11 protein-coding genes and 1 pseudogene are annotated in these 14909 nt (G+C 63.8%); 6 read left to right on the forward strand and 6 right to left on the reverse strand.

All coding sequences use genetic code 11. The features are described 5' to 3' along the window. Positions 1-48 precede the first annotated feature (48 nt). Together cls and K8I61_08310 are read right to left on the reverse strand one after the other, a co-directional pair. Entirely contained in the window at positions 49-1515 is a 1467-nt protein-coding gene (cls, locus tag K8I61_08305; GenBank protein MBZ0272025.1) for a cardiolipin synthase, read from the reverse strand. A 151-nt stretch (positions 1516-1666) separates the two neighbouring features. After that, positions 1667-3154, reverse strand: coding sequence for a hypothetical protein (locus tag K8I61_08310; GenBank protein MBZ0272026.1), 1488 nt, complete (start codon positions 3152-3154; stop codon positions 1667-1669). Here K8I61_08310 and K8I61_08315 point away from each other — a divergent pair. Beyond that, the gene (locus tag K8I61_08315; protein MBZ0272027.1) at positions 3129-3545 is read left to right on the forward strand and encodes a hypothetical protein; all 417 of its coding nucleotides are present in this window, start codon (positions 3129-3131) and stop codon (positions 3543-3545) included. The genes K8I61_08310 and K8I61_08315 overlap by 26 nt on opposite strands. Positions 3546-3614: 69 nt before the next feature. Here the strand turns inward: K8I61_08315 and K8I61_08320 are convergent, their stop codons facing one another. From K8I61_08320 to K8I61_08330, 3 genes are all read right to left on the reverse strand, one after another. After that, positions 3615-3944, reverse strand: coding sequence for a hypothetical protein (locus tag K8I61_08320; protein ID MBZ0272028.1), 330 nt, complete (start codon positions 3942-3944; stop codon positions 3615-3617). 283 nt (positions 3945-4227) lie between these two features. Next, positions 4228-5124, reverse strand: coding sequence for an NAD-dependent epimerase/dehydratase family protein (locus K8I61_08325; GenBank protein ID MBZ0272029.1), 897 nt, complete (start codon positions 5122-5124; stop codon positions 4228-4230). 134 nt (positions 5125-5258) lie between these two features. Continuing rightward, complete coding sequence (locus K8I61_08330; GenBank protein MBZ0272030.1) at positions 5259-5723, reverse strand: ferritin; 465 nt, start codon at positions 5721-5723, stop codon at positions 5259-5261. A 569-nt stretch (positions 5724-6292) separates the two neighbouring features. Between K8I61_08330 and K8I61_08335 the strand changes: the two genes are divergently transcribed. Beyond that, a complete protein-coding gene (locus tag K8I61_08335) occupies positions 6293-9106 on the forward strand; it encodes a tetratricopeptide repeat protein (GenBank protein MBZ0272031.1) in 2814 nt (937 codons plus the stop codon). Positions 9107-9427: 321 nt separating this feature from the next. Here K8I61_08335 and efp read toward each other — a convergent pair whose 3' ends face one another. Next, positions 9428-9991, reverse strand: a complete 564-nt coding sequence (efp, locus tag K8I61_08340; protein MBZ0272032.1) for an elongation factor P — start codon at positions 9989-9991, stop codon at positions 9428-9430. Positions 9992-10179: 188 nt separating this feature from the next. Here efp and K8I61_08345 point away from each other — a divergent pair, with 188 nt between their 5' ends. The 4 genes and pseudogenes from K8I61_08345 to K8I61_08360 all read left to right on the forward strand — a co-directional run. Beyond that, positions 10180-11622, forward strand: coding sequence for a PQQ-dependent sugar dehydrogenase (locus tag K8I61_08345; GenBank protein MBZ0272033.1), 1443 nt, complete (start codon positions 10180-10182; stop codon positions 11620-11622). A 96-nt stretch (positions 11623-11718) separates the two neighbouring features. Next, positions 11719-12875, forward strand: a pseudogene (locus tag K8I61_08350) (PQQ-dependent sugar dehydrogenase). Between the two features lie 56 nt (positions 12876-12931). Next, the gene (locus K8I61_08355; GenBank protein ID MBZ0272034.1) at positions 12932-14011 is read left to right on the forward strand and encodes a PQQ-dependent sugar dehydrogenase; all 1080 of its coding nucleotides are present in this window, start codon (positions 12932-12934) and stop codon (positions 14009-14011) included. A gap of 5 nt (positions 14012-14016) precedes the next feature. Continuing rightward, on the forward strand, positions 14017-14909 hold an 893-nt coding region (locus K8I61_08360), incomplete at its 3' end, for a serine/threonine protein kinase (protein ID MBZ0272035.1).

Raw genomic sequence — 14909 nt, forward strand, 5'->3', positions numbered from 1 at the left:
GCGCAGCGCGTCTTGTCCGCGCCGTCGCTGCGAAACAGGCGGCTGGCTCTACAACAAGGGGCTGAAAAGCTGTGCCAGGGCCTCCAGGATCGCCTGCCCGCGGCCCCTGGCGCGCACCTCGCCGAGCGTGATCTCGTCGGATACGCGCATGTCCGCCTCGAAGATCGAGGCGGCGCGCGCGTTGACGGATTTCGAGCGGACAAAACACGACGACTCGAAGTTCAGGCGAAAACTGCGCGTGTCCACGTTGGCGCTGCCGATGACCGTCAGATCGTCATCGACGATCCACATTTTGCCGTGCATCACCGCGGGCTCGTATTCGTAAATGCCGACGCCCGCGGTGATGAGCGCCTCGTAATACGAGCGCTGCGCGTACCGCGTCGCGGGCAGGTCGGATTTTTTCGGCGTCATCAGGCGCACGTCCACGCCGCGATACACCGCCGTGCGCAGCGCCGCCTGCACGGCGGAATCGGGGATGAAATACGGCGTCGTCAGCCACACGCGCCGTTTCGCCGTGGTGAGCGCGACGAAGAACATGTCGTAAAGGGCGTTGAAGTTCGAATCCGGCCCGCTCGCGACGACGGTACATTCGGCGCGCTCGTCATCCGGCAAACCGCCGCGTTCGGCGTCGAAAAACGACGCGCCCGATCCCGCGGGCGGCTCGTCGCCGGCATTTTCGCCCGTCGCGAAAAACCAGTCGTCCGCGAATACGTCGGACAAATGTTCGACGACGGGCCCTTCGAGCGCGAGGCCGAAATCGTGCCAGCCCGAAAGATGCTCGTCACCGACGTTCACGCCGCCGGTGTAAGCGACGCGCCCGTCCGCCACCAGAATCTTGCGGTGGTTGCGGAAGTTCATCGTGTGCAGGCGGCGTGTGAAGGTCAGCGGCAGGAAGTTCTCGACGCGGCCGCCGGCTTCGGCGAGCGGCCGGAAAAATTCGCCGCCCGCCGCCGGGCTGCCGACGCCGTCGCCCAGAAAACGGACGCGCACGCCCTCGCGCGCTTTTTGCGCGAGCAAATCGCGAAATCGCGCGCCCGTCGCGTCGTCGTTGACGATGTACATGAGCATGTCGATCGAGCGCGTCGCCTCGCGGATCATGCGCTCCATCGCGGCGTACACCTGGGCGGCGTCCACAAGGATACGCGCGCGGTTGCCCGCCGTCGGCGGATACACGCTCGCCGCCTCCTCGCGTGGAAGTCTCTCGATGGCGATGAGCGTGTCGCGCGGCTCGAAGCCCGCTTCGAATCCCGCGTCCGCGCGGCGCCGCCGGGCGCGAAAGCGCCGCCGCTGGCGTTCGATGTAGGTGCGTCCGATGAGCCACCACATCAGAAGGCCGACGTACGGCAGCGCGACGATGCCGAGAATCCACGCCAGCGCGGCGGTCGGCCGCCCCCGTCGATGCACGAGCACGGAGGGTATCGTCGCGAACGCGATCAGAAGCGAAAGCCAGCGAAGGACGGTCCAGCGCGTGACGGACCAGTCAAGGGCGACGATGGCGTCGAGGATCGAAGTCATCGGATTGAAGATTGAAGATGGACGATGGAAGATTGGAACGCGAGGAAGCGTTCCATGCCGGCGGTTTTCCAGTGGTCCATGGGACGGGATCCTTCGCTTCGTTCTGGATGACAGCGCACACCGGGCGACAACGCGCGGCGCGCCTCAATCCTCAATCTTCAACTTCATTCTTCAATCCGTCGTCTTCCCGCCACGCGAACGTCCGCGCGATTCCCATTTCCTCGTACGCTCCCAGCATCTCGACGCCGAGGGACGGCGAAAAGCACAACATGCGCTCGTAGGCGTACAGATCGTTTTCGTACTGCACGGGGTCGATGATGTAGCCGAGCCAGTCCTGCCCCAGGCCCACGAGCACCTGCGCCTTGCCGCCGAGAGAGCCGCGAACGGCGTCGCCCAGATGCGCGGCCGCCTCGCCGGGCATGGTGCCAAAACGCAGCGGCCCCGCGACGACGGCGGTGACGGACGTGTCGTACGGCTCGCCGATCGCCGGCACGGGCATGCCGATGAGGCCGAGGTTGCGCGCCAGCCGATACGTGCCGTTCATCATCGGCACGGTCAGCGTCGCCTGCGCGATGTCGATGCGCTCAACCGGCGCGGGCTTCATCGATTTCGACAATTCGACGACCTGTCCGGCCAGTTCGCCGCCCAAGGCATCGGCCCAGCGGAACCCCTGGCCTTCGCCGCCAAGACGCGCGTCGCGCCAGGCGATGCTCGGTTGAATCGACGCGCCGATGGACCCGTTGACGAAGATCGGCAAGCCGACGTTCGCCTTGTCGAGCTCGCGGCGCATCGCACCGACCCAGTCCGACGAGGCTTTCCGGTTTTGCGGGCCTTCGGTCGTCGGATGGCAGCCCCAGTTCACGAGCGTGACGATCGGCGCGCCGTTCGCGTCGTCGGCGCGCACGACGGTCAGCGTGTCGTCGATCGTCGCGTCGTCGATGAGGGCATCGTACGTGTTCCAGTGCAGGTCCGGCTGATCGCCGATCGCATACGAAAGTGTCGCCGGCACGCGCGCGTCGTACGCCTCCACGGCCGCCTGGATCGCGCCGACCTTCATCATGTGCATGTACGATTCGTCGCGCCCCGAGACGGGCGGAAGGATCGTGCCCCAAAGGCCGGCGGTGTCCGGGCTGTGGTGCGTGTGGCTCGATGTGACGATGACGTGTTCGAACGGCAGGCCGATCTGCAGCGCGACCCCGCGCCGGATATCGTCGATATCGATCGCGACGAGTCCCACGAGATCGAGCGCGATGACCACAAAGCCCGTCTCGCCCTTTTCGACGTACATCGCCGTCGCCCAGAGCGTATCGTGCACGCCCTCGGACCAGCGGCACAGCGCGGTCGAGAGGATGTAGATGCCGTAGCCGCCCATGATGGCCGGCTCGCGGGGGGAGATGTCCTCGCGCGCGGCGCCGACCCGAAGCGGTCCGTCTTCCGAAGCGTTCGCGGTCAGGATCGGATCGACGCGGTGATACGCGACGCGCGCGGGCGCGACGGCGTCGCCGGCGTCCGGACTTTTCGCGCAGCCGACCGCGAAGAAAAGCGCGATCGCCACCGCGGCGGCGGCGCGCCTTGTCGCTTGCGGCCAAAGCTGGCAACATCCCGCGCTCGCCATGCTGACGCGCCCCCGAATCCTCATCGTCGAACCCTCCGAACCCGCCGCCGATCCCGAATCCGGCGCCGAACGCGCGCCCATGCCGATCGAATTCGGCCGGCGCGTCACGCGGCGGCTGCGCGATGCGGGATGCGAGGTGATTTTTCTGTCGCTGACGCAGGGAGCCGCGTTCGCCGCCCGGGTGGCGGTGCAGGAGGACGTGCGGGCGGTGCTGGTGTTGGGGGTCTCGAACGAGGCGGCGGAATCGATCGCCCGGCTTGTCGAGGGCCTGGCCGCGGAAGACGCGAGCGACATCCGCGTGTTGGCGCATCCGGCGCCCGATCCGCTCCCCGCGTCCGTGACCGCGATCAAGGAAGCGGACCCCGAACGCATCGCGCGCGCGACGGTCGACGCCGCGCGCGGCGCGTCCGGTTGAACCGGAATCGCGCGAATCCGCCGTATCAGGAGCACCAGTCCGCGCACGCGTCAGGCGTCCGCGCGCGGACTAGCTCGCCTCGCGAAACCTCTCCCGGAGAATGCTCTCGAAGAACGGCTTCACCGTGATCGGGAGAACGGTCGTGCGCTGATAGCGGATCGGCTCGTTGAGGATTTGCAGCTCGAATTCGCGCCGCGACGGACCCGCCTTCAGGTGAACGGTGTGCCGTCGCCGCTCGTCGCAGATCTCCTTTTTCAGGGACATGCACGTGCGGTAATACGCGAACAGCTTGCGGCCGAACGGGGTGTCGAACTTGTCGAAGCAGCGATTGCGGCTGACACGTTCCGTCTCGTTGAGCTCGAGGAGCTTCTTCAATTCCTTTTGGAGTCTTTCGTCCATTGTCGAGCCTTTGGCCATCACGAACCCTTTGCCCTTTGTGGATTTATTGGAAATTCGCGACGTATGAGGGGATACGCGAAAACGCCCGGCTCGCGGCCGAACGCGCCAGAGAACCTACCAAAAATTACGCTCTGCGTCAAATTACGCGGTGCGTCAAAACGGACGGCGGTGTCCATTTTTACCTGCCGATTTATGATTCACGAATAACGAATCATACACCCTTTTTCGGCAAATGAAAAACGCGGTGGATCGAACGGCGTATGTCCTTGAATTTGTTGTCGAATCATCGGCGCTTGCGGTTGATTCGCCCGCCCGCGCCCGCGTCGGGCGCAAACGCGAAGGCCCGCGCCGCCGGCTCGAATCCCGGCGGGAAATTCGGTTCGGCGTGGCGGTCGTGCGTGAAGTGAAGGGGGCCGTTTGGCCGGCCAAGGAGCTTTGCGACAAGTCCCATTTTGCCAAGCGGCCAGCCGGGGATGCGCAGGAGCCGCTTTCCCGTTTCGCGCTCGAAATGCGTCGCGAGGCTGTCGAACGAGTAGAACGCGCCATCGCTCACGGTGAAGGTTCCGGCGATTTCGGGATGCTCGACCAGGTGCACAAAGCAGCGCGCCAGATCGTCCGCCGCGATCGCGGAGAATCGGTACGGCGACACGGGAAACACGCCGAGTTTCGCGATGCGCCGCAGCTTGCCGGAGTTGCGGTCGCGCGTGCCGACGACCATCGTGATGCGCAGGATCGCCGAGCCCGGCACGCGATTCACCTCGGATTCGCCGGCGAGCTTGCTTCGCCCGTACGCGCAGCGCGGGTGCGGCGTGTCGCCGGTGCGAAACGGCAAGCCGTCGTCCTTGAGCCCGTAAACCGACACGCTCGAGGAGTAGATGAGCCGCGCGCCCGCCGCCAACGCGGCGTCGGCCACGGCGCGCGTCCCGAGCACGTTCGCGGCATGAAAGGTGCGGTCGAGCGTGCCGGTCAGCACCGCCGCGAGGTGGATAACGGTGTCGCAGCCGTCGAGCGCGCCGTCTGGCAGGTGGGGCAGGCGGCCCCGGATGACCTCGACCCCGGCGGGCGCATTGTCCTCCGGAAACAGCAGCACACGCACGCGATGTCCCGCGTCGATCAGGGCCCGCGTGACGTATCCGCCGATGCGCCCGGAGGCGCCGGTGACGAAGACGAGATGGCTCATTTTTTACCGCGAAGGCGCAAAGAAAACCGCGAAGACGCCAAGATGTTCATACCGTAAAGACGTGAAGAGCGCCAAGGGAATTTATCCCTTTGCGCCCTTAGCGTGTTCTTCGCGCCATTGCGGTGAATTTTCGATCAGGTCGCCGCCGGGCCGGACGACGGCGCAAAGGGCGCGCGTTGGCCGCGCTGGGCGAGTTCGCGGTCGATCAGATACAGTCCGCTCGGCGCGTCCTGCACCATCTTGAATTTTTGCAGGACCATGTCCGCGGTCGCCTCTTCCTCGACCTGCTCGGAGACAAACCACTGCAAGAAGTTGTTTGTCGCGTGGTCCTTTTCCTTGATGGCGAGATCGACGAGCTTGTCGATCATCTTGCTCACCGCGCGCTCGTGCTTGAGCACGTCCTCGAACAGCCTGGCGGGTCCCGCCCACTTCGCCGGCGGCGCCTCGATGGCGGAAAGGGTCACCGCGCCGCCGCGTTCGAGAACGTAGTTGTAGATTTTCATCATGTGCCCGAACTCTTCGTGGGCCTGCGCGGTCATCCACGACGCGCATCCGGGCAGGTTCTCGCGCGTGCAATACGCGGCCATCGACAGGTACATGTACGCCGAATAGCCCTCGGCGTTGATCTGCGCGTTGAGCGCCTTCTGAAGCGATTCCTTCAATACGGCCACGGCGTCCTCCTCGGCACGAATGCGAAATGGGGAATGCGGAATTGCGAATGACGAACCAGGCGGCTTTTTTACCGCGAAGGCACCAAGGAACGCAAAGGATGGCACCGGGAGCGCCGATCCCCCCGGGAGCGCAGGCGTCCCGCCTGCTTCTATTGCGATTCGCCGGGAGCGCAGGCGTCCTGCCTGCTTCTATTGCGATTCGCCGGGAGCGCAGGCGTCCCGCCTGCTTCGGACCTGTGACTGCGATGGCCTGGGACCGCGGGCGGCCCGCCCGCTTTTATCGCCCGCGGAGCCGCGCCGCCCCGCGAACGCCGAACGCCTCCTGAGCGAAACGAAGGATCGGCAATTCAACGTCCCGCGTCACCGACGCGCCCCCAAACACCACGCCGCACGTCTTCATGCACCGGCCCCTCCCCGGGACCGCAGGTGTCCCCACCTGCTTCTCCCTTCAAATTCTTTTCACTACGGAAGCCGAGTGATATCGTTCCCGCGGTCCAATGAGTTCCAAATCAAATATTATCGAAGCGCTTGAAGTCGCGGTTGTTGTGCTGCCTGTCGTGATTGCCAACCCGGCGGCAACGATTTCCGTGCTTGGCGTACTTGTCGGCTTTAAGCTTGCCGAACGGCTTACGGAATCGATGGCGAAGCGATTTGCGGGCAGTGAGGAGCGTTTCGCCGATATCCTGCAAAAGTCATTGTCTCCGACGACCAAAGAAATCACGGCGGAAAGCGTCGAATTTTCGAAGGACGGAATCAACGAAATCGCCTCCGAAATGGGCGATATCGCAAAGCCCGGAGCAAGCGAACGGCTCCGCGCGGAATTTGTCAAAAGGCTCATCCTTCGTTCCTTGTCCGAGCAAGTCGCCGTTGATATCGCGAACGCTCTTGTCGCCTCGTTTGCCGCCGCTCTCGCGAAGATTTTGGATGGCGACGCAAAAGCCGCCGCTTTTCTTGGCGACATCCAACATCAAGAGACAAAGAAACTCGCCGAAGAAATCATCGATGCGATCAATGTGGTTCTCGCCGAGTTGGGGGAAATCAGGGGCGGCGTCGAGGAGATTCGCGCTACGGGAAAACGACGCAGCCCGCTACCCCTACAGCCGCCATACGAAGAATTTCCCGAAGGCGCGAACCCGCGCCTGGCTCTCGTTCCGATGTACGGCGTCGTGCGGTTTCACGGCCGCGACGCATTGATCGACGAATTACTCGACTGGTGCCGAAGCGACGCAAAACTCGGCCTTCGCGTCTTTCACGGCCCCGGCGGCCGAGGGAAGACGCGCCTGTTTCGCGAGTTGTGCCGCAGGGTCGCAACGAAAGATCCTGACTGGCACGCGGGCTTTTTCATCGAAGGGTCAGAGTTAGACCTCGATTCGTTTGACGACGTGCGTTCCGCACTCGTCGTTGTCGACTATGCCGATGCCAAGTTGTCGGATGTCGAACATCTCGGCACGGTCATTTCCAGGCTGCGCGCCAAAGGCTACGGCGGCCGCATTCGCGTCGTGCTGCTCGCGCGAGATGCGGGAACACACGGCGACTGGTGGGAAAATGTCCGCATCGGATCATGGGCGCCGCATATCGATTCCATCGGTCAATGTCAGGCTGAAGAAGTTTCGCCGCTCGCGCCCACGCCGGAACTGCAGCGCGACGCTTATCGTCACGCACGCATACATTTCGCGAAAGCGTTCGGTGGCGACACCGACGTTGAGGAACCCGATTTTGAGAGGCTCCACGACGAAAACCCGTACGTCTCGGATCGCGCGCAAGACGCCCTGACGCTGCACATTCTTGCCCTGAACGCCGTGCTCGGTATCGCCCCGGCGTCTTTCAACGAGAGTATCGACCGCCTACTGGAGCACGAGTATCGCTATTGGAAAAAGCTCGCGGGCGAACCGCTATGGAACCGATACGGACTGCAAGTCTTCAGACTCGCCAAGGCGTTTGCGACGCTGGCGGTTCCACCGTCGCAACCGCGCCAGCCGGAAATTCTGCTTCGACTGAAATCATTCGCGGAGACTGGAAAAGATTCGGTAGCCATAGCGCGGACAATCCACGAGCGCGGAATGGCGCGGCTAACACCCATCGAACCGGACCTCGTGGGCGAACGGCTAATCGGCAGTATTTTGAAGGACAAGAGTTCCGAAGCGCACATAGAATTGCTTGACGCGACGCTCAGTCATGACGAAACGCGATTCAGTGCTTTGACGGTACTTAGCCGAATAAGCGAATTGTCTGGACCGGTCGCATATGCAATCGTCCCGTGGCTTCCCGAACGATCTATCGCTCTAACTTTTTTTTCCGCAGACGTAACGGAACGCGCCGTTAAATTTGCCCGTTCGACTCGCCCGGGCGACAAAATCAACATCGCTCGTTATGTAAACGTCCTTGGCGTCCGCCGCAGCAATCTCGGCCAGCGCCTAGAAGCGCTTACTGCAGCAGAAGAAGCTGTCGTGCACTTCCGTGACCATGCGGCGACGAACGGCGACGCGTTTTTTTCCGATCTGGCTAGTGCGTTGAACAACATCAGCGTGAATTATAGTGATCTCGGCGAGCGCGAGAAAGCTCTATCGGTTACCGATGAGGCTGTGACTATTTACCGCAAGTTAGCGGAGAAGGACCGCGATGTCTTTCTGCCTAGGCTGGCAGTGGTTCTTAGCAATTTGGGCAATCGATACAACGATCTAGGTAAGACAAATCAGGCACTGGTTACGATGGAGGAATCGGAAGGCTTGTTTCGTGAATTATCTAAAAAAAACAGGGACGAATTCTTACCCGATCTGGCAATGGTACTCAACAATCTTGGCACGATTCTTTCCGGCATTAATCGACACGTGAAGGCGCTCAAAGTGACGGAGGAAGCTGTTGAATATTACCGTATCCTTGTAAAAAAGAACCGCGACGCGTTTCTGCCAGGCCTTGCCAGTGCGCTCCCTAATCTTTGTGCCCGATACGGACATTTGGATCAACTAATAGAGGCACTTAAGGTCGCGGACGAAGCGGTCGAAATTTACTCCGATCTCGCTCGGAGAAACAACGATGCTTATATTGTAAATCTCGCACAGTCGCGAAATAATAGAGCCGCCACACTGCACAGGCTTGACCGGAACGGTGAGGCAGTTATAGCAGCGCGACAAGCGGTCGAGACGCTGCGCGAGCCATTCCTTAAATTCCCGCAAGCCCTTAAAATCAAGATGAAGCGTTATCTTTCAAACTATTCAAATTCGACGAAATTGGCGGGTATCGAGCCGGATGCGGAGTTGGTGGGGCCGATTGCGGAGGCGTTGATGAAGTTGGAGGAGGAGCGCGGGGAGTAGGGGGCGCGATTCGAAGCAGGTGACCCGCCTTCGCCTAAGCTTCGGCGCGGCAGGCCGGTCGCGGTTCCGACGACTTCCGCGCGCTCCGCGACTCCGCGTGAAACATTTGCCGAGCTGAAGCTCGGCGTTCCCAGGGGAGTCGCATGCCGAGCTGGCGCTCGGCGGACCCGGGCTGTACCCGCTCCCTTACGGTCGCGGTTCCAATCGACCTCCGCGCGCTCCGCGGCTCCGCGTGAACAAAATAAGCAGGCAAGCTGCCCGCGGTCCCGGCGAATCGCACCGAAGCAGGCGGGACGCCTGCGCTCCCAGGGCGCTCGGCGGTTACTTCGCGCGTTCCAGGTAGACGCGCGCATCGGGGTCGACGCGGATCAGTTCGCCTTCTTCGATGAACGGGGGCACGTTGATGGTGACGCCGTTTTCGAGCTTGGCGGGTTTGGGGGAGTTCGTCGCCGTGGCGCCGCGCATGTAGGGCACCGTCTCGACGACCTTCAATTCGATCGTCTTGGGCAGCGACGCGCCCACGATCTGCTCGTTGAAAAACAACACGGTGATGCGCATGTTCTCGACGAGCCAGTCGGTCATGTCCCCCAGCACGTCCTTGTCGATCGCGATCTGCTCGTACGTTTCCGTGTTCATGAAATGGTAGTGCGTTCCCTCGGAGTAGAGAAATTCCATCTCGTGCTCGTCCAGGAACGCGCGCTTGATGTCCTCCACCGAGCGGAAGCGCTGCTCGAACTGCACCCCCGTGCGCAGGTTGCGCATTTTCGTCTGCACCACCGCGTTGCCCTTGCCGGGCGTGATGTGCGTCGCGTCCATGACGCGGCACGGATCGCCCTCGATCTCCACGATGTTCCCGACGCGAATCCGGTTGGCCGGCGTAAACATGGTTCCTCCCCGTTTCCCCTTGCATTTTCCTGCAACGGGGCGCGGATTATCCGCAAGTGCGCCAAAATGTCCACCGCGCGCCGCGCCCGACTCCCATGATACGCGCGCGGGATGGACCGCGCGAGCGCCTCTGCTATCCTTTGGCCGGAGCCATGACCCCGATAATGGCGGGGCGGAAGGGACGCATGATGTTTCACGGCGCGATCCGGGGGTCTTTCGATCAACACGAAAATGCGGGGCGCTGGCTCGACATCGCGCTCGCGACGGCGTTCGCGGTCTTCGCGCTGCTTTTTCTTGTCTCCCTGGCCGGATGCTCTTGCGGCGACGATGACGACGACCGTGACGACACCGGCGGGCTGCCGAACATCGACGACGACGATGACGACTTCCTGCCCGACGATGACGCGGACGACGACGCGGACGACGACGCGGATGACGACGCGGTCGACGATGATGAACTCGATGACGACGATATCGACGACGACACCGGCGACGATGACGCGGACGACGACACGATCGATGACGATACCGGCGATGACGACACGGGCGATGACGACACGGATATCGTCGGCCCGTGCCCGGACGAGGGCCTGCCGCTTGGCGATGTCGTCCTGCCCGCGGGGTTCAATATCTGCGTTTATGCGGTCGCGCCGAGCGCGCGGCAGATCGCGCTATCGCCCTCGGGGACGCTTTTTATCAGCACGCGCGTTTCCACGGTGTACGCCGCGCGGGATCTCGATGGCGATCACGTCGCGGAGACGGTCGATGTGATCGCAAACAGCCTGAACAGCCCGAACGGCGTCGCCTTCAAGGACGGCGATCTCTACGTCGCGGAGATCCACCGCGTCATCCGCTACAACGGCATCGAGGACGATCTGGCGAATCCGCCGGCGCCGGAGATACTCATCGACACGCTGCCCGCGGACACGCACCACGGCTGGAAATACATCAAGTTCGGGCCGGACGGAAAACTGTGGATTCCGCAGGGCGCGCCGTGCAACGTCTGCGAGGTGGGTGACCCCTTCGGCACGATCCAGTCAATGAACGACGACGGGACGGGGCTTGCGGTGTACGCGCGCGGTATCCGCAACAGCGTGGGTTTCGACTGGCGTCCCGGCACGGACGAACTATGGTTCACGGACAACGGCCGCGACCTGCTGGGCGACGATCTGCCGAACGATGAGTTGAACCACGCGCCCGTCGCGGATATGCATTTCGGCTTTCCGTATTGCCATCAGGGAGATACGCCCGACCCCACCTTCGGCGACATCGATCATCCGTGCGTCGATTACACACCGCCGGTGCAGAAGATGGGGCCGCACGTCGCCGCGCTCGGCATGACGTTCTACAAGGGCGACATGTTCCCGGCAGCTTACAAAGGGCGCATCTTCAACGCGCAGCACGGATCTTGGAACCGCACGGTGCCGATCGGCTATCGCGTCATGACGGTGACGCTGAACGCGAGCGACGAGGCGACGTCGTATGACGTTTTCGCCGAGGGCTGGCTCAAGGACGACGGCGACAAGTGGGGCCGCCCGGTTGACGTGCTCGAGATGCCCGACGGCTCGCTCCTTGTTTCCGACGACTGGGCCGGCATGGTCTATCGCATCACCTATACGGGGGTGAAATGATGTCGCGTGTTTCGGTAGCGTTCGCGGCGCTTTTCGCGTCGTTGCTGGCGCTCGCGATCGCCTTGGGCACGGGTTGCCATTGCGGCGGCGACGACGATGACGATGACGACGCCGCGCCCGGCGATGACGACACGAGCGGCGACGACGATATCGATGATGATGATGATGACGACGCGGGCGATGACGACGATGCCGATTGCCCCGACGCAGGCTTGCCGATCGACGAATTGACCGTGCCGGAGGGCTTCCGGATTTGCGTCTGGGCGCAGGTGCCCGACGCGCGGCAGATGACGCTTTCACCCGCGGGGACGTTGTTTGTCGGCTCGCGCGAGGACCACGTGCACGCGGCGGTGGACGAGGACGGCGACGGTTTTGCGGAGACGGTGCACGTCATCGCGGACGGGCTCAATACGCCGAACGGCGTGGCGTTTCGCGACGGCGACCTGTACGTCGCGGAAGTGCACCGCATCACGCGCTACGACGGCATCGAGGACGACCTGACCGATCCTCCGAACCCGGTCGTGCTCATCGACGGCCTGCCCGACGTGCAGCAGCACGGGTGGAAATACATCAAGTTCGGCCCGGACGGGAAGTTGTGGATTCCGCAGGGCGCGCCGTGCAACGTGTGCGAGGTGAACGACCCCAACGGCACGGTCCAGCACATGGACGCGGACGGACAAAACCTCACGGTGTACGCGCGCGGCATCCGAAATTCGGTGGGATTCGACTTTCGCCCGGGCACGGACGAGCTGTTTTTCACCGACAACGGCCGCGACGAGATGGGCGACGACATCCCGGACGACGAGCTGAATCACGCCCCGGTCGCCGGCATGCACTTCGGGTTTCCGTATTGCCACGGCGGCGATGTCGCCGATCCGGAATTCGGCGACGAGGACCACGCGTGCGGCGACTACACGCCGCCGGTGCAAAAGATGGGCCCGCACGTCGCCGCGCTCGGCATGACGTTCTATCGCGGCGGCATGTTTCCCGCGGATTACGTCGGCCGCGTCTTCAACGCGCAGCACGGATCGTGGAACCGCGAGGACCGCATCGGATACCGCGTCACGACCGTGACGCTTGACGGCAATGACGAGGCGACATCCTACGACGTGTTCGTCGAGGGCTGGTTGCGGGACAACGAAGAGCGCTGGGGCCGTCCGGTGGACGTGCTGGAGATGCCCGACGGCTCGCTTTTGATCTCGGACGACTATGCAAGCGTGGTGTATCGCGTCACCTACGAGGGGGCTCAATGACCAACTTACGATCCGCGCGAACGCGCGGCGCGATCGTCGCCGCGGCTGTTGTTCTCATGATTGCCGCCGGCGCCGCGCGCGCCGGCGCCCAGGACGGCCCGCCGTCGCTTGCCAAGACCATCAAGCTGCCGCCGGGCTTTTCGATCTATATCTACGCGAAGGACGTGCCCGGCGCGCGGGGCCTCGCGCTCGGGCCGAAGGGGACGGTTTTTGTCGGGTCGCACGGACCTCAGGTGTATGCCGTGCGCGACACGACCGGCGACGGCCGCGCGGACAAGGTGTGGAACATCGGCGAGAAGCTGACCGAGCCGCTCGGCCTGGATATCCACGAGGGCGATCTCTACGTCTCGGCGATTGACCGCATCCTTCGCTTCGACGACATCGAGGACACGCTCGACAACCCGCCCGCGCCGGTGGTCGTCACGGACAAGCTGCCCGACGAGAAACACCACGGCGGCCGGTACATCAAGTTCGGCCCGGACGGGATGCTGTACGTGGCGGTCGGGGCGCCGTGCAACATCTGCCTGAAGGACGATCCCTTCCACGGCCTGACGCGCATGAAAAAAGACGGCACGGGCGCCGAGTCGTTCGCGCGCGGCATCCGCAACACCGTCGGCTACGACTGGCATCCGAAGACAAAGGAGTTGTGGTTCACGGACAACGGCCGCGACTGGCTTGGCGACGACCTGCCGCCCGACGAGCTGAATCGCGCGCCGAAGGCCGGGATGAATTTCGGCTATCCCTGGTGCCACGGCGGCGACCTGCAGGATCCGAAATACAAAGACAAGCCGTGCACGGAATTCACGCCGCCCGCGCGAAAGCTCGGTCCGCACGTCGCCGCGCTCGGCATGCGCTTTTATACGGGCACGAAGTTCCCCAAGGAATATCACGGGGCGATCTTCATCGCCGAGCACGGCTCCTGGAACCGCACGAACGCCATCGGCTACCGCGTGATGGTCGTGAAGTTATCGGGCAACGAGGCCGTGTCGTACGAGGAGTTCGCCACGGGCTTCCTTCAGCCGGGGCCGCGCGTGCTCGGCCGCCCCGCCGATCTGCTCGTGCTGCCCGACGGCTCGATGCTCGTTTCCGACGACATGTCCGGCATGGTTTTCCGCATCGTCTATAACGGGAAATAGCCGGGGTGCGCGTCGGCGCGTACGACATCATCGAGCCGCTCGGCGAAGGCGGCATGGCCGAGGCCTTCCTCGCGCGGCGCGAAGGCCCCGGCGGCGTCGCCAAGCTGTGCGTCGTCAAGCGGATCCGCGCGGACCTCGCGGGCGACGCAAGGTTCGTCGAGGCGTTTTTCGAGGAAGCGCGCGTGGCGATGTCGCTGTCCCACGGCGGGCTCGTCCACACCTTCGATTTCGGCCGGGACGACACCGGCACGCTCTTCCTCGCGATGGAATACGCGGACGCCGGCGACCTCGACGCTCTTGCCGTCGCCGTCTCGCGGCGCGGAAGCGTCATGCCCGTCGCGGCGGCGTGCCAGATCCTCGCTTCCGTGCTCGCGGGGCTCGCGGCGGCGCACGACGCGCGCGACGCGTTCGGCCGGCCGCTTTCGCTCGTGCATCGCGACATTTCGCCCTCGAACATTTTGCTGACGCGCGCCGGCGAGGCGAAGCTCGCGGATTTCGGCATCGCGCGTGCGGCCGACCGCGTGCTTTCGACCGCGCCCGGCGTGGTGAAAGGCAAGGCCGCGTACGTCGCGCCCGAACAATTGAAGGGCGAGCCCGCCACACCCGCATCCGACGTCTACGCGGCGGGCGTCGTGCTTTGGGAGATCCTCGCGGGGCGGCGCTTGCGCGGGCGCGGCACGCTCGGCGACGCGCTCGCCGGGCTCGACAACGATGTGCCGCGCGTGGATACGATCCGCAAAGACGTGCCGAGGGCGATCGCCGAGGCCGTCGCCAGGGCGACCGCGCGCGATCCGAAAAATCGGCATCCGGACGCGGCGGCGTTTCGCGCCGATCTTCTCGACGCGGCGCGGGCGGCGAATGTAGTCCTCGACGCGAACGCCGTCGCGCTGCTTGTGCG

This window comes from bacterium (genome assembly GCA_019912885.1).
Lineage (GTDB): Bacteria > Lernaellota > Lernaellaia > JACKCT01 > JACKCT01 > JAIOHV01.